Raw genomic sequence first — 20,423 nt, forward strand, 5'->3', positions numbered from 1 at the left:
GTCAATGCTCCTCATCCGCAATGCCATCACGACGATGATCGACGAGACGCACGAAAGCGCCGCTGACCTGGCTCTCGCCGACGGGGTCGTGGTCTCCGCGGCCATCGCGGCGACCAGCGAGGGCGACGAGACAGACGTGCTGGATGCCTCCGGATGCGTGGTGACCCCGGGCCTCGTGAACGCTCACCACCATCTTCTGCAGAGCGCGTTCCGCACACTTCCCGGCACGCGCGGCGTCGCCATGAGCGACTGGCTGCCGACGATGGCGGCGGCGTATGGCCGTGTCGGAATCGATCCCGAACTCGCGCGGGCCGCCGCTCGCGTCGGCGTAGCGGAGGGTCTGCTCTCGGGTGTCACCACCGTCGCCGATCACCACCTCACCTGGCCCGCGGGCAGCGACGATGTGGGCATCGCGCGCGCCACCGCCTCGGCTGCCGCGGAGCTCGGCGGCAGACTGGTCTTCGTGCGCGGCTCCGCCCGCGATGACCCGGAGGAAGCCGCCCTGTCGGCGGAGCGCATCGTCAGCGCGTTGGTTCCGCAGGGTGAGGCCGGCATCTCGAACGACGGGATGCTGCAGCTCGCGGTCGGGCCGGCCGGGGTGCACAGCGACAGCGAGGAGACGTTCCGGCTGCTCGCGGAGGTCGCTCGGCGGCATGGACTGCGCAGGCGCACTCAGGCCAACGAGCAGGTCGACGTGGCGATCGCTCTCGAAAAATACGGCCGGCGCCCCCTCGACCTGCTCGACGAGTGGGGCTGGCTCGCACCCGATGTCACGATCGCCCATCTCTGTGCGGTCACGCCCGAGGAGATCGCGCGGCTCGCATCCGCCGGTGTCACCGCGACCCACGCGCCCGGCTGCGACCTGCCCATGGGCTGGGGAATCGCGCCCGTGGCGGCGCTGCGGCAGGCCGGCATCGCCGTCGGACTCGGCACGAGCGGCGGTGGCAGCAACGACGCCGGGCATCTGCTGGCCGACGCGCGTCTCGCCATGCAGGTCGCTCCGCTCGTCGGTCGTCCCCTCGCGGCGCGGGAGGTCCTCGCGATGGCGAGCGAGGGGTCGGCCACCGGTCTGGGCCGCGACGAGTTGGGGCATCTTCGACATGGCGCCGCGGCAGACGTGTGCGTCTGGGATGTCTCCGGGGTGGCCGACGCCGGAGTCGCAGACCCTCTTGCAGGCCTGCTCTGGGCGAGCCCCGGCCGACGCCCGAAGCACGTCGTGGTGGGCGGACGGGTGGTCGTGCGCGACTACGAACTCGTGGGCCGCGACCAGCGCGACCTGGCCTCCGATCTGACGGCGCTTCTGGCTTCGAGAACCGCCTGACGCACGCCGATCGAGGAGAAGGCGGCTAGAGCTCGAGCGCCAGGCGCGGGCACGCGGCTCGCGAGACGCAGATCATCATGACCTCGTTGTCGGCCTGCTCGTCGGGGGTCAGCACCGAATCGCGATGATCGACCTCGCCCGAGACCACGGGCGTCTCGCAGGTTCCGCAGGTTCCCTCTCGGCACGACGAGAGCACGAGCACACCGGCGTCTTCGACGACGTCGAGAATCGACTTGTCGGGCGGCACCGTGAGCGTCTCCCCCGACAGGGTGAGTTCGACCTCGAATGAGTCGTCGAGCATGGGCGCTCCGGCATCTCTCGCCTCGAAGCGCTCGAGGTGCAGGCTGCCGTGCGGCAGCGAGGAGGATGCGTCTTCGACGGCGGCGAGAAGGCGGGCCGGCCCGCAGCAGTAGACGAGCGTTCCGTCGGCCACCTCGGCGACGAGAGCCGCGACATCCATTCGACTCACCTCGCCCTCGTCGGAATCAGCCGCGAACACGCGCACCCGACTGCCGAACAGAGCCTCTAGTTCGCCGAGGAACGCCATCGTGCGCCGCGAGCGCCCTGCGTAAGCGAGAGACCAGGAAGCACCGGCCTCTTCGGCGGCGTGGATCATGGGGATCAACGGCGTGATCCCTATGCCTCCGGCGATGAAGAGGTAGCTCTCGGCGGGCACGAGCTCGAAGTGGTTCAGCGGGCCGCGCAGACGCACCCTGCTCCCGACAGAGAGCTCCGTGTGCATCGCACGCGAGCCGCCGCGCCCTTCGTCGTCACGCAAGACGCCGATGCGATACGAGCGCCTGTAGGCGGGGTCTCCACACAGGGAATACTGCCGCTCGACTCCCTCGCGCACGACCACGTCGAGGTGCGCGCCCGGGGTCCACGAGGGAAGTTCTGATCCGTCGACGGCGCGGAACTCGATCGTCTTCACGCCGTCGGCGACATCGGCGACGCGGCTCACGACGGCGTCGATCTCAGAGAGGTGGAGTGACATGGAGGTGGTGGCTTTCGGTCAGAAGATGCGGGGTGGTCCACTGCGACAGTACTCTTCGATGAGAACTACTTCGATCACCGACGTCGAGCATTCCTCGAATCGTCATGTGAGGAAATGTTCGTGTTACGTGACCGAAATATCCACTGCTTAGAGTGGAATCGTCACTGGCCAGCGTGGGCCCCAAGAAGTTCATCGGAGGGCACACAATGAGCGCACTGCCGAGGGCTGTCTCGCTGCTTCGCTCCGCGACCCTTGAAGACGGCTCGGTCGTCGATGTGGAGATCACGGGCGATACCGTCACCGGCGTCCGGCCCGCAGGCGACGCGTCTTCTGCCGCGGCATCAGAGACCCTCGACCTCTCCGGCTTCGTTCTGCTCACCGCACCGGCGGAACCGCACGCCCACCTCGACAAGGCCCTGTCGTGGGACCTGATCGATCCGCCCATGGGCGACCTCGGTCTCGCCATCGAGTCGTGGAAGAACTATTCGGCCACGATGACCGTCGAGTCCATCGCAGACCGGGCTCGCCGCGCGGCGCTCATGCTGCTGCAGAACGGCACCACCGCCATTCGCTGCCACGTCGACATCCTCTCGGGCGACTCTCCGTTGCGCGGGGTTCAGGCCCTCGTTCAGGTGCGCGACGAACTCCGTGAGCTGATGCACATCGAGCTCGCAGCCCTCGCCGGACCGACGATCCCCACCGAAGACATCGAGGCGGCCCTCGATCTCGGAGTCGATCTCGTCGGCGGCGCGCCTCACCTGGCCGACGATCAGAGCGCCGACCTGCAGCGCCTGCTCGCGATCGCCTCACGACGCGGCGTGGGCGTCGACATCCACACCGACGAGAGCCTCACGGGTGGGTACACGCTCGCCGAGCTCGCCCGCACCGTGCGCGACTGGCCCGAATCGATGCCGGTGACCGCCGGGCACTGCGTGCGACTCGGCACCCTCGACCTCGACGAGGCCGACGCGATCATCGACGAGGTCCTCGCCAGCGACATCGGAATCGTGACCCTGCCGATCACCAATCTCTACCTGCAGGGCTGGCAGCATCCGGTGTCGACGCCGCGCGGCCTCACGGCCGTTCGCAGGCTTCTGGATGCCGGAGTGCGGCTGGGTGCGGGCGCCGACAACGTGCGTGATCCGTTCAATCCCGTCGGCCGCAGCGACGCGCTCGAAACCGCCTCGCTTCTCGTCACGGCCGGTCACCTCACGGTGCCGGAGGCGTACACCGCGGTCAGTCGCGGGGCCCGCTTGGTGATGAGCCTCGAACCCGCCGGCGTCGCCGTCGGCGCGAAGGCCGAACTGCTCGCCGTGCGCGGAGCCAACCTCACCGATGTGGTGGCGAACGCGCCCGCCGACCGGTACGTGATCCACGCGGGGCGTCTCGTCGCCTTCAGCGAGGTCACCCATCACACTGCCCTTCCGACTCGTTCCATCGAGCCGACCGAACTCCTTCTCGAAAAGAGGTGACGAGCCCGATGACGCTGACGACAGACACCCCTGCCGAGACGACGACGACCGAGCTTCTCCATTTCTCCGACGTCGCCATGACGTTCCCCAACGGCACGACCGCACTCTCCGGTGTCGATCTCACGGTCAAGAAAGGCGAGTTCGTCACCGTCGTCGGGCCGTCGGGATGCGGAAAGTCCACGCTGCTGCGCATCGCCTCAGGGCTCACCCCTGCGACGGCAGGCGAGACGAATGTCGCCACCAAGCGCATCGGCTACGTCTTCCAAGACGCGACGCTGTTGCCGTGGCGAACCGTGCAGGCGAATGTCGAGCTGCTCGCCGAGTTGAACGGCATCCCCAAGAAGACCCGCGTCGCCGAGGCCGCCAAGGCCATCGAACTCGTGGGACTCGCGGGGTTCGAGAAGCACCTGCCCAAGACGCTCTCCGGCGGCATGCGCATGCGCGCCTCGCTGGCGCGGTCGCTGACGCTCGACCCCGAGCTCTTTCTCTTCGACGAGCCGTTCGGCGCCCTCGACGAGATCACGCGCGAGCGCCTGAACGACGAGCTGATCAAGCTCTTCACCGAGCAGCAGTTCGCCGGACTCTTCATCACCCACTCGGTCTCCGAGGCCGTCTACCTGTCGACCAGGGTCGTCGTGATGTCGGGCCGCCCGGGCAAGATCGTCGAGACCTTCGACGTTCCCTTCGCCTACCCCCGTGATCCTGAGATCCGCTTCACCCCCGAGTTCGCCGAGCTCGCCGGCGAGGTCTCGCACGCGCTCAGAAAGGGACACTCGTGACCACGACCGCTCCACCGACCGGGCCGGTCGCCACGAACCCGAAGATCCGCACCGTGTCGCGCGCATCCGAGATGCCGAAGCGACGTGGCGGCCGATTCCCCGCGTGGGTTCCACCCGTCATCGTCTTCATCGTCATTCTGGCGATCTGGTATTTCGTCAGCTACGTGCTGCTCGACCCGGCGCGGTCGTTCCTCGTTCCGGCGCCCCACGTGATCATCGAAGAGGCGTTCTTCGACCCGAAGACTCTGGGCGACATCATGGGCGCTCTGGCCCGCTCGGCCGGAGTCGCTCTCACGGGACTCGCGATCGCCATCGTGATCGGCTTCGTCTGGGCCGTCGCCATGAGCCAGGCACGCTGGATCGAGCGTTCGCTCTTTCCGTACGCCGTCATCCTCCAGTGCATTCCGATCCTGGCCCTCGTGCCGCTGATCGGCTTCTGGTTCGGCTTCGACTTTCCCGCCCGCGTGATCGTCTGCGTCATGATCGCGCTGTTCCCGATCGTGTCGAACACGCTCTTCGGGCTGCAGTCGGTCGACAAGGGCCAGCGCGAGCTGTTCCAGCTGCAGAAGGCCAGTCGCTGGACCGTTCTCCTCAAGCTGGAGTTCCCGGCCGCGCTTCCGGCGATCTTCGCCGGTATGCGCATCTCCGCCGGCCTCGCGGTCGTCGGCGCCATCGTCGGCGATTTCTTCTTCCGACGCGGCGAGCCCGGCCTGGGGTCGCTGATCAGCAACTACCAATCGCGCGTGCAGGGCGCCGAACTCTTCGCCGCGATCATCGTCGCCTCGCTCTTCGGCGTCGTGGTCTTCCTCGTGTTCGGCTGGCTCGGCAAACTCGCCGTCGGCCGCTGGTACGACTACAGCAAGTAGCACCTCGGCGCAGGCCGACCCTCGACTCACCCATCCCCAGCAGCACCCTTCACAGCACCGAACCGCTTTGCATCCTGCACATCACACAAGGAGATGAAATGCGCATCACTCGATCGAGGTCACTCATGGCCGCGGGTCTTCTCGCCTCAACGGCTCTCGTCCTCACCGGTTGCTCCGCGGGCGCAACCGACACCGCCACCGACGCGAGCAAGGATCTGAAAATCGGTTCGGTCGACCTCGCGGCCGCCGGCTGCCCGGCGACCGTCACGATCCAGACCGACTGGAACCCCGAGGCGGAGCACGGCCACCTGTACTCCATGTTCGGTGACGATGCCGTGGTCGACGCGGGCAACAAGAGCGTCTCCGGCCCCCTGTACTCGAAGGGCGAATACACGGGCGTGAACCTCGAAGTGCGCTCCGGCGGTCCGGCGATCGGCTTCCAGACCGTGACGTCGCAGATGTACACCGACGACAGCATCACCCTCGGCTACTCGAACACCGACGAGGCGATCCAGCTGTCGGCCGACATGCCCACCACCGCCGTCTTCGCGCCGCTCGACATCAACCCCCAGATGATCATGTGGGATCCGAAGACATACCCCGATGTGAAGACCATCGCCGAACTGGCGAAGGCCGGCGCCGTCATCAAGTACTTCGGTGGAGCGGCGTACATGGAGTACCTCAAGGGTGCGGGAATCGTTCCCGAAGCTCAGGCCGACGGCGGCTACGACGGAACCCCCGCCAACTTCGTGACGGCTCAGGGCAAGGACGCGCAGCAGGGCTTCGCGAGTGCCGAGCCCTACGTGTACGAGAACGAGGTCGATGCCTGGAAGAAGCCGGTCGCGTACCAGCTGATCCACGACGCCGGCTACCCGATCTACGCGGCGGCCGTCTCGGTGCGTTCCGCTGATCTCGAGAAGCTCTCGCCCTGCCTCACCAAGCTCGTGCCCGTGCTGCAGCAGGCCGAGGTCGACTACTTCGCCGACCCCGCCGCGACCAACAAGCTCATCCTCGACCTCGTCGACCAGTTCGACACCGGCTGGGTCTACGACGAGGGCGTGGCCGACTACTCGGTCGACACCATGAAGAAGCTCGGTCTGGTGAGCAACGGCGACAACGCCTACATCGGCGACTTCGACGAGGCCCGTATCCAGAAGGTCCTCGACATCGACACCCCGATCTTCACCAAGCTCGGCACTCCCCCGGCAGACGGTCTGAAGACCTCCGACCTCTTCACCAACGAGTTCATCGACCAGACCATCGGCCTGAAGTAACCCGTAGCTGCAGAACCGTCGGCCCATCATCGGTCGCCCGTCGCACCACCTCGCGTGGGTGACGGGCGACCGGTGACGGGCCATCATCATTCGGCACCATCTAAGGACCCGCACCATGACCGACCTCACCGAGCCCATCGCATCCCTCGCCACAGAACTCGCCGCGATTCTGGGTGAGCGCGGCGTGACGACCGAGCTCCGCGCCCGCGAGAAGGCCTCGGCCGACGGCTCGTATCTGTCTCCGATCATCACCGAGCAGCTTCCGCTCGGGCTCGCCGACATCGTGGCCTTCCCGACCACGGCCGAGCAGGTCGCACAGGTGATCGCCGCCGCCGTTCGTCACGGGGTGGGAATCACCCCCCGCGGCAAAGGCACGGGCAACTACGGCCAGGCCATCCCCATCGAGAACGGTCTCGTGCTCGACCTGTCGAAGCTGCGCGGGGTCGTCGAGGTCGGCGACGGGTTCCTCACGGCATTGGCCGGCACCCCGATCGTCACGATCGAGCAGGCGGCGCGCGAGTCGGGCCAGCAGATTCTCATGTACCCGTCGACGGCGCAGTCGTCGATCGGCGGCTTCCTCTCGGGCGGCTCCGGCGGAACCGGATCCATCGCGCACGGCTCGAATCACGAGGGCTTCGTTCTGGCCCTCGATGTCGTGCACGCGACACCGGATGCGCAGCTCGTGCACGTGGACGGCGACGAGGCGCAGCCCTACGTGCACACCTACGGCACGGCCGGAATCATCGCCCAGGCCACGATCGCACTCGAGCCCCTGCAAGACTGGCGGGGCCTGTTCGCCAGCTTCGACACCTTCTCCGAGGCCATCTCCGTGATCCGCGAGATCGGACAGCTCGAGCCGACGCCGCGGCTGGTGTCTGCCGATCTGCCCGTACTGGCCAATGCGCTGCCGGCCGACCCGGGCATCCCCAAAGACCGCGCGAGCCTGCGCGCCATCATCGACATCGCGGCCGTCCCCGCCGCGACGGCCCTCATCGAGGCCGCGGGAGGCCGAGTCGAAGAGGTGCGCGAGGGCCCTCAGACCGCCATGAAGCTCAGCATGATCTCGTACAACCACCCCATCGAGTGGCTGCAGAAGAGCGACCCGGGCAAGTACTTTCACATCGAGGTCGCCGGCGACGCACTCGTCGACCGCATCGACGAGGTGCACGCGGTGTACCCCGGCGGCATGCTGCACATCGAGGCCCAGAAAAACCGCCCAATCGGCATGCTCGCCGGCATCTACGAGAGCGCCGAGAAGGTCTACGAGGGCTTCGACAAGCTCGCTGCGATCGGCGTCGGCGTGCACAACCCGCACGTCTGGTTCGTCGACCACGAGGTCGAACGCACGCTGGCCCTCGCCGAAACCACCGATCCCCAGGGTCTGCTGAACCCCGGCAAGCTGCAGGGCAAGGGCGTCGTCGGAGCCGCGTCATGAGCGGCGCCCCTACGGGCGATCCCGTCGTGAACGACCTGGGAACGCGCAAACTGGTCGAGCTGTCGGGGCCGGCCGCGACAGCGGCGCTCGACGCCGACTCCGTCGTCGTCATTCCCACGGGGGCGATCGAGCACCACGGATCGCATCTTCCTCTGATGACCGACTACCTGCTGGCGGATGCGATCGCGAACGCCGCCGTCGAGCGCGCCGCATCGCAGGGTGTCGACGCGTGGATTCTGCCGACCCTGGCGTACACCAAGAGCGACGAGCACCACTGGGCATCCGGAACCATGTGGCTCACCTGGGAGACGATGATGAACACCATCGTCGACCTGGGCAACTCGATCGCCGCGACCCCCGCGAACAAGGTGGCGTTCTTCAACGGCCACGGGGGCAATCTCGCGCTGCTGCAGGTCGCCTGCCGCGAGTTGCGACGCCGTTTCGGGTTGCAGACATTCCTGCTCGGGCCGATCGTGCCGCCGATGGCAGACGGCACGGGCGACGGGCCCGACGAGCTGGGACTCGGCATCCACGGCGGCCACAGTGAGACGTCGCTGATCATGCACATCCGACCCGATCTCGTCGATCTCTCACTGGCTCAGCGCAGTGTTCCCGAGCACCTGGCCGACTACGAGCACATCGGATTCAAGAAGCCCGTCTCGTTCGGCTGGCTGTCGAACGACTTCGGAACAGACGGCGTACTCGGCGACGCGACGGCTGCCAACGCGGCGTACGGCGCTGAGCTGTTCGAGCACTCCGTGGAGCAGGCCGCGGCGGCGTTCGCAGAGATCGCGCGCTTCGACCCGGCCGGGCCCGTGGCGTGAACGTGCGCGCACCGGAGCCCACCATTCCCGACGAGGCCTTCGCGGTCTTGACCGAGTGGCTTCCTGCGAACGGCGACCACGCTCGGCCGCTCATCGCGCTGGCCACGGTCGACGTCGAGGGGCGCCCGGATTCGCGCAGCGTGCTGCTCAGCGAGTTCGATCGCAGCGGGTTCTTCGTGCACACCGATTCGCGCTCGCGCAAAGTCGCCGATGTGGAGGCCCACCCGGAGGTGGCGTTCTCGATCGCCTGGCCGGCCGATCTGCGTCAGTTGACGGTGCAGGGTGTCGCGCGACGCGCATCCCCAGAAGAAGAAGCATCTGCGTACGCTCGACGGTCTCGCTACCTGCAGTTGCTGGCGTGGCTCAATACCCCCGAGTTCGCTCTGCTGCCGACAGATGAGCAAGAGCAGAGCTGGGCCGCCTTCGACGCCGCTCACCCGGACGGCACGCTGACTTCCCCGGACACATGGCTCGGTTTCGTGATCGAGCCCACGCGGCTCACGTTTTGGGAGGGCAACCCTCGAGCGGCGAGCCGCCGCACCGAGTACCGCTCTGCCGCGGACGGCACCTGGAGCACGGCGACTCTCCCCGGCTGAGCCGGTCTCGCGCACGCTTTCGTGCCCGAATGCCTCCATTCGTGCAACGAGACCGCGCGCAAATGGAGGTATTCGGGCACAATTACCGCCGCGTCACGATCGTCAGTCCTGCCGCGAGCAGAAACGGCTTCAGTCGACGCGGGTTCATTCCGATATCCCAGTCCCATCGAGAGAAGCCCGGACCGAGCGCACGTATCCGATCCTCTCTGATCTTCTCGTCGAAGAGGATCTGCGTGAGCGATCTGCCTCGAGTCAGCTCGTCGTCGAAGTACTTCGCACGTCCGTCAGCCTCGCCCACACGATTCAATTCGCGCCAAAAGAAGTCGCTGTACCCGATGAGACCGCGGTAGTCGCGCCATTCCACCTGCAGCTCCGGCGCAGGAAATCCCAGCAAGTGAATGTTGACCCGGCTGCCTGATTCCAAGGGACTCTCCGCCAGATGCGTCGCGAATTCCAGAACACGTCGAGCACGGACGTGGCCGCGAAAAGGCAGTCGGTTCTCCCAGACCTCGGCAAGCGTGGCCTTCTCGATTCGAGTCTCCCGCTTATGGCACAGGGCGAAGTCCGCTGCGGTAACGGCAGACATGAACGTCGAGTCCACAGCGAGATCGAGCACCGTTCGAGCCACCGAAGTGACGAGCATTCCGTCGATGAGCACGACGTCGTCGGCATCCACCCCGATCGCGTGACGGACGATCTCGCCGCGCGAACGAACAGTCGACGCGCGGTCGACGATGACATGCAGCCGAGTGGGCCACGCGCCGATCAGGGGTATGCCGTGGATGGCGGCCGCGGTCCAGTGGGAGAAGACGGGAGCGGACTTCCACCGTTCGGAGGCCGCTCGCGCCCGTTGCGTTGTGCGCTGAATCTCGTTCAGCGCGTCCCAATGCTGCCGCGACATGTAGCTTCCGGGCGCGATGCGGGCGAGCTCGTCCCGTCGAACGGCCCGCGTCAGCGCGTTCGCGCTGTTGCCTGTCTTACGCACATCGCGCGCGAAAACGAGAGAAGCATCAGATGAAGGAGTGTCCATGGCCACAGCCAAGCGCCTCGCCTCGCCACCCACCCCGCAGAGGTCGGCAGCTGGGGAGGGATACGGGAGTCTCGACGCTGGGTAGGAGAGGTCGACGCGCGGTGATCGTGCCCGAATACCTCCATGTGCGCACTCTTCTTCTGCACGAATGGAGGTATTCGGGCACAAAAGGTGCCCGAACGCAGGCTCACAGGGCGAGGCGCTGGGCCGTCTCCGCGAGCGCGATGGCGAACTCCGCCTCGTGGCCGGCGCCCGCTCCACCCGAGAGGTTCACGCCCGCGACCCCCTCGATCTCGAGCAGTTCCAGGCTCAGAGCCACGGCGGCCCGGATGCCCTCCTCACGCGGATCCTCGGCCGACACGATGCGCTCCAAATATCGATCGGGCAGCACGAGCGACGGGAACGACTGCAGCAGCCGCGCGCTCCCGTGATCCGTCACCATGGGCACGCAGGGAATGAACGCGGCCGTCACGCCGAGGTCGTGCGATTCGCGCACGAACCGGCCCACGGCATCCACGCCCCCGCAGTGATTCACGAAACAGACGTCGGCACCCGCGCGGGTCTTCTCGAGGAGCCGGGCGGCGCGCAGCTCGACGGGCGGGGTCGTCGGCGACTCCCCCACCGACACGAGGTGACCCGCTGCACGCGCCAGAGCGGCGAGCTGCGAAGAGTCGAGGTCGAACACCGGCGCCGCGTCGGGGCGGGAGCCGAGCAGTGTGTGGTCGCCGGTCACGCAGTGCACACCGGCGACTCCGATGTGCGCGAGGCCGGCGAGCTCTCCCTCGATCGCGACGCGGTTGCGGTCGCGGCAATTGAGTCCCGTCCAGACCTGCAGCCCCGCGGCGCGGATGAGTGACGCCCGGTAGCTCGGCGAGAACTGCACCCGAGCAGTTCCCGCGTCGCCGGCCAGCGCGGCGTCGACGGGCCCGGCGAGCAGCGCCGCGCACTCCGTCAACGACTCGGCATCCATAGCCTTGGCCGGAAAATCGGCGACGACGATCGGCCGGGTCGTCATCAGAGCCATCATCTCGGCGGCACCGGATGAGCGCCGCACGGCCTCGGACTCGGCCGGCGCGCCGACGCGCCAGGTCACGAGAGGGTCGTCGAGAAAGACGCAGCGGAAGTCCCCGACCTCGCAACTGCCATCGAAGCCGACCCCGCCGCACGGCCCGTACTCCATGTTTTTCGGGCAGCCGGCGTGCCCGGCCACACGGCTGAGAAGCGATTCCACGAGGATCCTTCCGACCGGTCGCACGCTGCAGATGTTTCATCAGCGGTGATGCGAATATTTCATGCTAGCTCTGGCGTGTAACACGGGTGTTTCCGAACCTGCCTCGGCGACGGACCCCCATCACTAGGCTTGATCCGTCGATGTGACCACCGACGAACGAGGAGACGACGACGCCATGGCAGAACGCTACGACCTGGTCGTGAGGGCCGAGAGGGTGCTGATCGACGGCGAGTTCCGCCCCGCGACCGTGGCCACGGCCGACGGCGTGATCGTCGCGATCGCCGACCTGGATGCGTCGTTCGACGCCGCAGAGACCGTCACCCTGCCCGACGACCAGGTTCTCATTCCCGGCATCGTCGACACCCACGTGCACGTGAACGAGCCCGGTCGCACAGACTGGGAGGGCTTCGCCAGCGCGACCCGCGCGGCCGCCGCGGGCGGTGTGACCACGATCATCGACATGCCGCTCAACAGCATCCCGCCGACCACCACCGTCGAGGCGCTGGAGCTCAAGCGCGAGGCCGCGGCTCCGCAGGCGAGCGTCGACGTGGGGTTCTGGGGCGGGGCGATCCCGTCGAGCCTCGGCTCGCTGAAAGCGGTGCACGACGCTGGTGCGTTCGGCTTCAAGGCGTTCCTCTCGCCCTCCGGCGTCGACGAGTTCCCCCATCTCGAGACCGAGCAGCTCTTCGCTGCCGCCCTCGAGATCGCCGAGTTCGGCGGCCTACTCATCGTGCACGCCGAAGACCCGGCCGTGCTCGAGAAGAGCGAGAGCCACGGCGGCACCGACTACCTCGACTTCGTCTCGAGCCGCCCCGATCTCGCCGAAGAAGACGCCATTGCGCACGTCATCGAGGCCGTGCGCTCCACCGGAGTGCGAGCCCACATCCTTCACCTGTCGAGCGCTCGCGCCCTCCCGCAGATCGAGGCGGCCAAGGCCGAGGGACTTCCGATCACGGTCGAGACCTGCCCGCACTACCTGAGCTTCTCCGCCGAGGGCATTCCCGACGGCGGCACGCAATTCAAGTGCTGCCCTCCTATCCGCGATGCGGGCAATCGGGAGCTGCTCTGGCAGGCGCTCGAGTCGGGACTCATCGACATCGTCGCCTCCGACCACTCCCCCTCGACCAAGGAGCTCAAGTTCGCCCACGGCGGCGACTTCGAACTCGCCTGGGGCGGCATCTCCGGCCTGCAGCTCAGCTTCAGCGCCGTCTGGACGGGCGCTAAGGCCCGCGGCATCGCCCTCGAGACGGTCGTCGAGTGGATGTCTGCCAAGACCGCCCGCTTCGCCGGGCTCTCGCAGAAGGGCCGCATCGAGGTGGGCGCCGACGCCGACCTCGTGGCGTTCGCACCCGACGCCGCCTTCACCGCAAGCGCCGATGCGCTGCTGCACAAGAACAAGGTCTCGGCGTTCGACGGATCCGAACTCACCGGCCTGGTCGCCGTCACGTGGCTGGCCGGAGTGCCGGTCTACACGAGCGGCGAATCGGCCGACGCACCGGCATCCACACCCACCGGCCGGCTGCTCGCGCGCGTCTGACCCCGGATCTCATTCACCCCTCACGACCGCAGGAGCACACCCATGGCAATCGTCCTCGGACCCAATCAGTACGGCAAGGCAGAGAACCGCGTGGTGCGCATCACCCGCGACTCCGCTCGGCACGAGATCCGCGACCTGAACGTGTCGACGGCTCTGCGCGGCGACTTCTCGGCGGCACACCTCGTGGGCGACCAGTCGCAGGTCCTTCCGACCGACACCCAGAAGCAGACCGCGTACTCCTATGCCAAGGAGAAAGGTGTCGAGTCCATCGAGGCCTACGGGCTCGAGCTGGCACGCCACTTCGTCGACGACGTCGTTCCGGTCGAGGGCGCGCGCATCGAGATCGAGGAGTACGCCTGGGAGCACGCCGTCGTCGACGGCGAGGAGCACGAGCACACCTTCGTGCGCCTGGGCCAGGAAGTGCGCACCGCCGCCATCACCGTTGAGGGCACCGGGGCCGAGCAGCAGACGTGGGTGATCAGCGGTCTCAAAGACCTCATCATCCTCAAGTCCACCGGAAGCGAGTTCCATGGCTTCCTCAAAGACGAGTACACCCTGCTCGAACCGACGACCGACCGGGTGATGGCCACCGCCCTCGTGGCGCAGTGGCGGGTGAGCGAAACCGACGTCACGTGGGCCGAGATCGACTGGAACAGTGTCTACGCCGGCGTCAAGCGCATCCTCATCTCGAGGTTCGCGACCGTGCAGTCGCTGGCTCTGCAGCAGACGCTCTATGAGATGGGCAAGGCCGTGCTGGAGGAGTACCCGTTCATCGCTGAGATCAAGTTCTCGGCCCCCAACAAGCACCACTTCCTCTACAACCTCGAGACCTTCGGCGTCGAGAACAACAACGAGGTCTTCCACGCAGACGATCGGCCGTACGGTCTGATCCAGGCCACGGTTCTTCGCGACGACGCGCCCGATGCGGGTCCCGCGTGGACGCCCGCGGCGAACCTCGCGTAGACACCTCGTGAGCACCACCTACCTCGGCCACATCTTCCATGTGGCCGGCTCCCCCACCGTTGCGGATGCACGAGAGCACCTCGTGTCGCTTCCCGACGGTGCGCTTGTCGTGTCGGATGCCGGCACGATCGAATGGATCGGCGCCGCCCGAGACCTGCCGCCGACGTTCGCCGGCGCATCCGTCGTCGACAACCGCGGCGGATACATCGTGCCGGGCTTCGTCGACGCGCACATGCACTTTCCGCAGACCTACTCCACCGACTCCTACGGTGGAGGGCAGCTGCTCGAGTGGCTCGACAACTGCATCTTCCCCGCGGAGTCGCGCCTCGCCGATCCCGCCTTCGCCGAGGGCATCGCGCGCGACTTCACTCGCCGCCGCATCGCGGTCGGCACGACGGCCGCGATGGTTTTCGGCTCGGCGTTTCCGCACGCTCAGGATGCCCTCTTCCGCAGCACGCGGGAAGCCGGGCTGCGTGTGGTGTCGGGCCGTGGCATCCAGACCGTCGGGCCGGAGTCGGCGTCGGCCCTGCTCACCGGGGAAGCGGAGGCTCTTGCGCTCGTGCGAGACGAGATCGACAGGTGGCACGCCGTCGATACCGGCGACGCGACGACCGCGCGCATCCAGGTCGCCATCGTGCCGCGGTTCAGCCTGTCGGTGACGCGCGAGACGCTGCGAGCGCTCGGCGAGCTGTACGACGCGGTGCGCGGATCGGGCGTCTACTTCCACAGTCACCTCAGCGAGAACGACAGCATCATCGGCGGAGAGATCGCCGCGGTGAAGGCGGTCTACGAGACGACGAGCTACCTCGACACCTACGACGGCAGGTTCATGCCAGGGTCGACAGAGGGCGGATCGTCACTTCTCGGCCGGCGCAGCATCTTCGCTCACGGGGTGCACTGCACCGACGACGAGCTCGCCCGCCTCGCCGAGACAGGGTCGTCGATCGCACACTGCCCGACGTCGCAGCAGTTCCTCGGCTCGGGAACGATGCCGTGGAAACGCACGACCGGGTCTGGGGTGACCGTCGCGCTCGGAAGCGACGTGGGAGCGGGCGACGAATGGCTCATCTCGCGGGTCATGAACGACGCCTTCAAAGTGCACATCAGCGAGCCGCTCGAGGCGAGCGTCTCTCTGCATCCGGCGGAGTTGCTCTTCACCGGCACCCTCGCCGGAGCTCGGGCGCTCGACATGGAGGAGCGCTTCGGCAATCTCGACGTGGGCAAAGACGCCGACTTCTTGCTTATCGACCCCGAGCGCTGGGAGCCTCTGGCGATGCTGCTCGAGGGGCGGGTGCGCTCTGACGACGAGCGGGTCGACGCCGACAGGGAACTCTTCGCGCTGCTTATGGGCCTGCGCGAGGCGGCGATCGCGGGCGTCTACGTGCAGGGCACACGCGTGGTGGCGCCAGAGTAGTTGCCCCGTTGGCGCAGCCTCTCGCCGAGCGCGCCGTTACCGGGCAAGAGCGCCATCACGGAGCGCGCGTTCACCCGATAACGGCGCGCTCGGCCCAGACGTCAGCTGCCGCGGTACGTCGAATACGCGAACGGGCTCAGCAGAAGCGGCACGTGATAGTGCGCGTCGCCGTCGGCCAGTTCGAATACCACCTGCACCTCGGGGTAGAACGCTGTCTGACCGAGCGATGCGAAATACGCCTGCGTATCGAACGTCACCCGGTAGCGGCCGACCGGCACACTCTCGGGGCCGAACTGCGAGACGCGGCCATCGGCATCCGTCACCGCTTCGGCGAGTACTCGCCACGCGTCACCGTCGAGCTGCGCCAGCGTGACCGGAACACCGGCCGCCGGCGTGCCCGTCGCCGCGTCGAGCACGTGGCTGGTGATGTGGCTGCGGGCACTCACTCGGCCACCTCGATGCCCCGCTCGGTGAACGTCTTCTCGAGGCGAAGCAGGGCGATCTCTCGAAGCTGCTGTTCGACGATCGCGAACTCCTCGTCGTCGTCGAGGCGGATGCGTCGGTTCAGTTCGGCGAGGATCTCGGCTCGGCTGCGGCCGGCGGCGCGGATGAGGAAGACCCGGTCGAATCTCTTTTCGTAGATCGCGTTGCCCTCGGCGATGGCCGCCGCTGTCTCGGCATCGTCGTCGCCCAGCGACTCCTGCTCCGAGCGAGAGAAGGTCTGCGCTGCGCCCTCGCCAACGGGCTTGTCGCCGATGCGCGGGTGATCGGCCAGCGCCGCTTCGACCTCGTCGCGGGTCAGGGGGTTCGCGGCGGTTCGGCCGGCCTCGAGCAGATCGTCGACCGATCCGAACGGAGCCTGCTCGGCGACCTCGTCGATCCAACGCGGAACGGCGAGGCAGGCGCGTAGATCGACACGCAGATGGTCGGCAGAGTGATCGGTCATGACCGGCCTTTCGGGCACTGTGCAGCCTCGCCGTGGTGCGGGGCAGACACCCGATTCTATTCGGAGGCACCGACGGCCGGGCCTACGATGAGGCCATGTCCACAGCCCACGCATCCGTTGCCGGGGTGGTGCTCGCGGCAGGTGCGGGCACCCGCTTCGGCATGCCGAAGGCACTCGTCGAGTCGGCCGACGGAACCTTGTGGCTCGTCAACGCGGTTCGCAGTCTGCTGGGCGGCGGATGCGCGCCCGTCGTCGTTGTGCTCGGGGCACGTGCCGACGAGGCCGAGGCCCTGTTGCGCCGTTCGTTCCCCGACGCGGATTCGGTGCGGGTCGCGCGCGCTACCGGATGGGAATCGGGCATGGCGGCATCGCTCCGCAGCGGGTTGGCCGCCGCCGAGGCACTCGTGCCCGAGGTCGACGCCGTCGCCATCGTCACGGTCGACGTGCCGTCTCTCGGCTCGGCCGAGGTGCGGCGACTCAGCGGGCCCGAACCGGATGCGATGGGTCGCCAAACCCTGCGCCAAGCCACATTCTCGGGTCGCCCCGGGCATCCGGTGGTCATCGGTCGCGACCATTGGAAGGCGCTGTCCGACAGCGTGACGGGCGACGTCGGCGCGCGGCCTTACCTCGTGCAGCACGGAGCGCGGCTGATCGGCTGCTCAGACCTCGGCGACGGCGCCGACGTCGATTCGCCCGACGACACTCACGAACGGTAAGACGTCGAGAACAGCCTGTCGTCGAAAGCGCCGTGACTGCGGTTCTTGGCCGCTCGCTGGTTCAGGATCTCTGCCTCGGTGATGCCCTCGTGCCGCGCCAGCGCGAGAGCCACCTCGACGAGATCTGCCAGCTCCTCGAGGAGAGCAGCTCGACCAGCGGCATCGTGCGCTTCGCGCGCTTCCTCGAGGAGCTTGTCGCGCAGTGCGGCCGCATACTCGTCCGCCGCCAGCTCCCGCACCTCGATGTGATGGCCCAGCTCGCGCACGATGTCTGGAACGCGGTCACGAATGAGTTTTCCCATCCCGCCATTCTGCAACCGCGCGGTTCAGTTCGCGGTCTGATACTCGCGTCGGAGCGCGCCATAATCGAGTGAAGCCCCACCCGTCTCCGCGAAGGACCGCCATGCCCGCACGCCCTTATCTGCTCGACTGCGACACGGGAGTCGATGACGCGCTCGCGCTGTTCCACCTGCTGAGCGACCCCGACGTGAACCTCGTGGGGGTCTCGACCGTGTCGGGCAACACCTCGGCAGCGCAAGCCGCCGACAACACTCTGCGTCTGCTCGCCGCGGCGGGTCGCACCGATGTGCCAGTGGCCATCGGCGCTCACCACTTCCGCATGGCGGAGTACGACGGAGGTGTGCCGCACATCCACGGCGACAACGGCATCGGCGGGGTCGAACTACCCGCGTCGCACGTCGACCCGCTACCCGAATCGGGCCCCGAGTTCATCGTGCGCATGGCCCACCGGTACCCGGGCGAACTGCGGTTGATCGCCATCGGCCCACTCACCAATCTGGCGCTCGCGCTGGAGCTCGAGCCGCGTCTTCCCGAGCTCGTCGGCGACCTCACGATCATGGGTGGAGCGGCACTGGTGGCCGGAAACGCCTCGCCCGTCGCCGAGGCGAACATCATCAACGACCCGCACGCCGCCGAGCTCGTCTTCGCCGCCCCGTGGACCATCACGATGGTCGGACTCGACGCCACCATGGATCAGCTCATCGAGGAAGACGACCTCGAACGGCTACGCTCGGCACCGGGCACCATCGCGCCGATGCTCGCCGAGATGCTCGGCATCTACTACGACTTCTACGTCTCTGTCTTCGGTCGGCCCTGCTCAGCGCTGCACGATCCTCTCGCCGTGGCGATCAGCACGGGCGAGGTCGTTCCGACCCTCGCCCCGCTCGTTCGGGTGACGGTGGATGCGACAGACGGGCCCGGGCGCGGACAGACGATCTGCGACATGCGCGGCGTCTACAACGGCTATCCCCCTCAGCGCGGCGCGCATGTGCGGGTCGTGCTCGAGGTCGACCGCCCATACGCTCCGCTGTTGATGGACCGGCTCCTGAGCTTCGCCTGATAACGGGAATCCTGTGAGAGGTGCGTGCGTTCCCCTCACCATGACTATTCCTGGAATCACGACCATCGGACTCATCGGCGCCGGACACATCGGTAGCCAGCTCGCACGGCTGAGCGTCGCCAGCGGCTATGACGTCGTCATCAGCAACTCCCGCGGCCCCGAGACGCTGAGCGATCTCGTCGAGGAACTCGGACCGAAGGCACGCGCAGCGACGGCAGAGGAGGCTGCGGCCGCCGGAGACCTCGTGATCGTGACGATCCCGTTGAAGGCGTACGAGTCGGTTCCCGTCGAGCCGCTCGCCGGCAAGATCGTGATCGACACGAACAACTACTACCCAGAGCGCGACGGCAACATCGACGAACTCGACTCGAAGTCGACCACGTCCGCGGCACTTCTGCAGCGTCACCTTCCTGCGTCACGCGTGGTGAAGGCGTTCAACCACATCGAGGCGGCGAAGCTCACCTCCGAGGCACAGGCATCCGGCACCGAGGATCGCCGGGCCCTCGTGATCTCGAGCGACTTCGGCGACGCCAAGACGATAGTCACGAGCCTCATCGACGGCTTCGGCTTCGATGTCGTCGACGACGGATCACTCGCGAACAGCTGGCGAGTCGAGCCCGGAACCCCGGCCTACGGACCCCGCGGCACCGTCTCCGAGATCACCGAGATGCTGGCGGCCGCGACCCGCTGATCGACGACCCCGGGCGAGCAGGTTTGTGCCCGATTACCTCCATTCCGTACGAATTGCGCGGCCCAGATGGAGGTATTCGGGCACAGTCACGTGTGCACAAGAAACCGTCGGCCCGCGTCACACTGTCGATTCGAGCTCGTCGAGCGCGTCGTAAACGCTCGTGATCGTAGCGATTCGCGTCCGCCCCTCGCGCACGTCGACTCCGAGTACGCCGCTCGCCAGCAGGTTCATCAGACTCATCGCGGCCGCGTAGCTGTCGAACGCCGAGACGCTGTCGACGGGGCACTCCAACCAGAGAGTAGTCGCCTCCGCGTGCCGACGTGCAGACGAGTCCGAGATGAACACCACGGGCACCCCGCGCTCCCGGAGAGCCTGCGTGATCAGCGCGAAACCCGACGGACGTCGCCGAAAGCCCACGAGTACCACCACGTCGTGCGCACCCAGGCCGGCGAGCTCCTCGCCCAACGATTGCCCCGGCGCGGGAGCAAGTCGCACACGACCTCGTGCCTGAGCGAGCTGCTGACGCAGATGCAGCGCCAGCGGATAGCTGTTGCGCAGACCGACCAGCACGACCTCGCCGGCGCCCGCGATGAGCCGCGCCGCGACATCCAAGCGCCCATCGTCGAGCCCGGCGAGCATCTTCTGCAGATTCTCGCTCTCTTGACGCGCGTGCGCGGCGAGCGCCGAGGGCGTTCCGGCCGCGGCCCCGATGCCGCCGAGGGGAGCACCCTGATTGCGCAGGCTGCGGGCGTGCTCGCGCACCTCGGCCGAATCAGAGAACCCGAGGCGGCGAAACAGCCGCGACACCGTGGCCTTCGACACCCCGCTCAGCCTCGCGAGCTCCGTCGCGTTGTACACAGCCAGATCGCCGAGATGATCGAGGATGAAGTCGGCGGCCCGCTGCTCCTGCGGAGAGAGGGCTCCGTACTGGCTGTCGATCCGCTGCCCGATCGTGGGCGGCGCGGTGTCCACCT

21 protein-coding genes are annotated in these 20,423 nt (G+C 67.4%); 14 read left to right on the forward strand and 7 right to left on the reverse strand.

All coding sequences use genetic code 11. The annotated features are described in order from the left end of the window. The first annotated feature begins 4 nt into the window (after positions 1 to 4). Positions 5 to 1,321 carry an amidohydrolase family protein gene (locus ASE64_RS01440; RefSeq protein ID WP_055774902.1) on the forward strand — a complete coding sequence of 439 codons (1,317 nt, stop codon included), beginning with the start codon at positions 5 to 7 and terminating at the stop codon, positions 1,319 to 1,321. Between the two features lie 25 nt (positions 1,322 to 1,346). On the opposite strand, the gene ASE64_RS01445 is transcribed toward ASE64_RS01440, so the two are convergent. Beyond that, entirely contained in the window at positions 1,347 to 2,315 is a 969-nt protein-coding gene (locus tag ASE64_RS01445) for a PDR/VanB family oxidoreductase (RefSeq protein WP_055774905.1), read from the reverse strand. A 152-nt stretch (positions 2,316 to 2,467) separates the two neighbouring features. Here ASE64_RS01445 and ASE64_RS01450 point away from each other — a divergent pair, with 152 nt between their 5' ends. The 7 genes from ASE64_RS01450 to ASE64_RS01480 all read left to right on the forward strand — a co-directional run bounded on the left by ASE64_RS01450 (position 2,468) and on the right by ASE64_RS01480 (position 9,561). Next, on the forward strand, positions 2,468 to 3,787 hold the full coding sequence (locus ASE64_RS01450; protein WP_235480456.1) for an amidohydrolase family protein: 1,320 nt from the start codon (positions 2,468 to 2,470) through the stop codon (positions 3,785 to 3,787). A gap of 8 nt (positions 3,788 to 3,795) precedes the next feature. After that, complete coding sequence (locus ASE64_RS01455) at positions 3,796 to 4,566, forward strand: ABC transporter ATP-binding protein (protein ID WP_181035686.1); 771 nt, start codon at positions 3,796 to 3,798, stop codon at positions 4,564 to 4,566. Beyond that, positions 4,563 to 5,432, forward strand: a complete 870-nt coding sequence (locus ASE64_RS01460) for an ABC transporter permease (RefSeq protein ID WP_055774908.1) — start codon at positions 4,563 to 4,565, stop codon at positions 5,430 to 5,432. Before ASE64_RS01455 ends, ASE64_RS01460 begins: the two co-directional genes overlap by 4 nt. 98 nt (positions 5,433 to 5,530) lie before the next feature. Further along, positions 5,531 to 6,706: a hypothetical protein gene (locus ASE64_RS01465; RefSeq protein ID WP_055774911.1), complete on the forward strand. Its 1,176-nt coding sequence runs from the start codon at positions 5,531 to 5,533 to the stop codon at positions 6,704 to 6,706. 115 nt (positions 6,707 to 6,821) lie between these two features. Continuing rightward, positions 6,822 to 8,141: an FAD-binding oxidoreductase gene (locus ASE64_RS01470; RefSeq protein WP_055774914.1), complete on the forward strand. Its 1,320-nt coding sequence runs from the start codon at positions 6,822 to 6,824 to the stop codon at positions 8,139 to 8,141. Then, positions 8,138 to 8,965: a creatininase family protein gene (locus tag ASE64_RS01475; RefSeq protein ID WP_055774917.1), complete on the forward strand. Its 828-nt coding sequence runs from the start codon at positions 8,138 to 8,140 to the stop codon at positions 8,963 to 8,965. The genes ASE64_RS01470 and ASE64_RS01475 overlap by 4 nt, the downstream gene beginning before the upstream one ends. A 2-nt stretch (positions 8,966 to 8,967) precedes the next feature. Further along, the gene (locus ASE64_RS01480) at positions 8,968 to 9,561 is read left to right on the forward strand and encodes a pyridoxamine 5'-phosphate oxidase family protein (protein ID WP_162234532.1); all 594 of its coding nucleotides are present in this window, start codon (positions 8,968 to 8,970) and stop codon (positions 9,559 to 9,561) included. Between the two features lie 82 nt (positions 9,562 to 9,643). Here ASE64_RS01480 and ASE64_RS01485 read toward each other — a convergent pair whose 3' ends face one another. Together ASE64_RS01485 and ASE64_RS01490 are read right to left on the reverse strand one after the other, a co-directional pair. After that, positions 9,644 to 10,591 carry a hypothetical protein gene (locus ASE64_RS01485; protein ID WP_156351589.1) on the reverse strand — a complete coding sequence of 316 codons (948 nt, stop codon included), beginning with the start codon at positions 10,589 to 10,591 and terminating at the stop codon, positions 9,644 to 9,646. 187 nt (positions 10,592 to 10,778) lie between these two features. Beyond that, positions 10,779 to 11,822, reverse strand: a complete 1,044-nt coding sequence (locus ASE64_RS01490; protein WP_156351590.1) for a methylenetetrahydrofolate reductase C-terminal domain-containing protein — start codon at positions 11,820 to 11,822, stop codon at positions 10,779 to 10,781. A gap of 175 nt (positions 11,823 to 11,997) precedes the next feature. Here ASE64_RS01490 and allB point away from each other — a divergent pair, with 175 nt between their 5' ends. Genes allB through ASE64_RS01505 form a run of 3 tightly spaced genes read left to right on the forward strand, consistent with a single transcriptional unit; the run spans position 11,998 to position 15,736 of the window. Beyond that, complete coding sequence (allB, locus tag ASE64_RS01495) at positions 11,998 to 13,359, forward strand: allantoinase AllB (protein ID WP_055777262.1); 1,362 nt, start codon at positions 11,998 to 12,000, stop codon at positions 13,357 to 13,359. 42 nt (positions 13,360 to 13,401) lie between these two features. After that, positions 13,402 to 14,322: a factor-independent urate hydroxylase gene (gene pucL, locus ASE64_RS01500; RefSeq protein ID WP_055774928.1), complete on the forward strand. Its 921-nt coding sequence runs from the start codon at positions 13,402 to 13,404 to the stop codon at positions 14,320 to 14,322. A gap of 7 nt (positions 14,323 to 14,329) precedes the next feature. Next, complete coding sequence (locus ASE64_RS01505; RefSeq protein ID WP_235480460.1) at positions 14,330 to 15,736, forward strand: amidohydrolase family protein; 1,407 nt, start codon at positions 14,330 to 14,332, stop codon at positions 15,734 to 15,736. Positions 15,737 to 15,837: 101 nt separating this feature from the next. Here ASE64_RS01505 and uraH read toward each other — a convergent pair whose 3' ends face one another. Both uraH and uraD read right to left on the reverse strand, forming a co-directional pair. Beyond that, on the reverse strand, positions 15,838 to 16,182 hold the full coding sequence (gene uraH / locus ASE64_RS01510; RefSeq protein WP_055774934.1) for a hydroxyisourate hydrolase: 345 nt from the start codon (positions 16,180 to 16,182) through the stop codon (positions 15,838 to 15,840). After that, a complete protein-coding gene (gene uraD / locus ASE64_RS01515) occupies positions 16,179 to 16,682 on the reverse strand; it encodes a 2-oxo-4-hydroxy-4-carboxy-5-ureidoimidazoline decarboxylase (protein WP_055774936.1) in 504 nt (167 codons plus the stop codon). Before uraD ends, uraH begins: the two co-directional genes overlap by 4 nt. Positions 16,683 to 16,777: 95 nt before the next feature. Between uraD and ASE64_RS01520 the strand changes: the two genes are divergently transcribed. Continuing rightward, positions 16,778 to 17,398 carry a nucleotidyltransferase family protein gene (locus ASE64_RS01520; protein ID WP_055774939.1) on the forward strand — a complete coding sequence of 207 codons (621 nt, stop codon included), beginning with the start codon at positions 16,778 to 16,780 and terminating at the stop codon, positions 17,396 to 17,398. Here ASE64_RS01520 and ASE64_RS01525 read toward each other — a convergent pair. After that, the gene (locus ASE64_RS01525; protein ID WP_055774943.1) at positions 17,386 to 17,700 is read right to left on the reverse strand and encodes a nucleoside triphosphate pyrophosphohydrolase; all 315 of its coding nucleotides are present in this window, start codon (positions 17,698 to 17,700) and stop codon (positions 17,386 to 17,388) included. The genes ASE64_RS01520 and ASE64_RS01525 overlap by 13 nt on opposite strands. A gap of 101 nt (positions 17,701 to 17,801) precedes the next feature. On the opposite strand from ASE64_RS01525, the gene ASE64_RS01530 reads away from it, so the two are divergent. Both ASE64_RS01530 and ASE64_RS01535 read left to right on the forward strand, forming a co-directional pair. Beyond that, the gene (locus ASE64_RS01530; RefSeq protein ID WP_055774946.1) at positions 17,802 to 18,758 is read left to right on the forward strand and encodes a nucleoside hydrolase; all 957 of its coding nucleotides are present in this window, start codon (positions 17,802 to 17,804) and stop codon (positions 18,756 to 18,758) included. A 40-nt stretch (positions 18,759 to 18,798) separates the two neighbouring features. After that, positions 18,799 to 19,449, forward strand: coding sequence for an NADPH-dependent F420 reductase (locus ASE64_RS01535; RefSeq protein ID WP_235480462.1), 651 nt, complete (start codon positions 18,799 to 18,801; stop codon positions 19,447 to 19,449). A 117-nt stretch (positions 19,450 to 19,566) separates the two neighbouring features. Here ASE64_RS01535 and ASE64_RS01540 read toward each other — a convergent pair whose 3' ends face one another. Beyond that, a complete protein-coding gene (locus ASE64_RS01540; protein WP_055774949.1) occupies positions 19,567 to 20,421 on the reverse strand; it encodes a MurR/RpiR family transcriptional regulator in 855 nt (284 codons plus the stop codon). Positions 20,422 to 20,423 lie beyond the last annotated feature (2 nt).

This window comes from Agreia sp. Leaf210 (assembly GCF_001421485.1).
Lineage (GTDB): Bacteria > Actinomycetota > Actinomycetes > Actinomycetales > Microbacteriaceae > Agreia.

Bases quoted from the DNA above. Each gene is read 5' to 3' on its own strand.
- ASE64_RS01440 (WP_055774902.1), top strand. From the start codon at position 5: ATGCTCCTCATCCGCAATGCCATCACGACGATGATCGACGAGACGCAC.
- ASE64_RS01445 (WP_055774905.1), bottom strand. From the start codon at position 2,315: ATGTCACTCCACCTCTCTGAGATCGACGCCGTCGTGAGCCGCGTCGCC.
- ASE64_RS01455 (WP_181035686.1), top strand. From the start codon at position 3,796: ATGACGCTGACGACAGACACCCCTGCCGAGACGACGACGACCGAGCTT.
- ASE64_RS01465 (WP_055774911.1), top strand. From the start codon at position 5,531: ATGCGCATCACTCGATCGAGGTCACTCATGGCCGCGGGTCTTCTCGCC.
- ASE64_RS01470 (WP_055774914.1), top strand. From the start codon at position 6,822: ATGACCGACCTCACCGAGCCCATCGCATCCCTCGCCACAGAACTCGCC.
- ASE64_RS01475 (WP_055774917.1), top strand. From the start codon at position 8,138: ATGAGCGGCGCCCCTACGGGCGATCCCGTCGTGAACGACCTGGGAACG.
- ASE64_RS01485 (WP_156351589.1), bottom strand. From the start codon at position 10,591: ATGGACACTCCTTCATCTGATGCTTCTCTCGTTTTCGCGCGCGATGTG.
- allB (WP_055777262.1), top strand. From the start codon at position 11,998: ATGGCAGAACGCTACGACCTGGTCGTGAGGGCCGAGAGGGTGCTGATC.
- pucL (WP_055774928.1), top strand. From the start codon at position 13,402: ATGGCAATCGTCCTCGGACCCAATCAGTACGGCAAGGCAGAGAACCGC.
- uraD (WP_055774936.1), bottom strand. From the start codon at position 16,682: ATGACCGATCACTCTGCCGACCATCTGCGTGTCGATCTACGCGCCTGC.
- ASE64_RS01520 (WP_055774939.1), top strand. From the start codon at position 16,778: ATGTCCACAGCCCACGCATCCGTTGCCGGGGTGGTGCTCGCGGCAGGT.
- ASE64_RS01525 (WP_055774943.1), bottom strand. From the start codon at position 17,700: ATGGGAAAACTCATTCGTGACCGCGTTCCAGACATCGTGCGCGAGCTG.
- ASE64_RS01530 (WP_055774946.1), top strand. From the start codon at position 17,802: ATGCCCGCACGCCCTTATCTGCTCGACTGCGACACGGGAGTCGATGAC.
- ASE64_RS01535 (WP_235480462.1), top strand. From the start codon at position 18,799: ATGACTATTCCTGGAATCACGACCATCGGACTCATCGGCGCCGGACAC.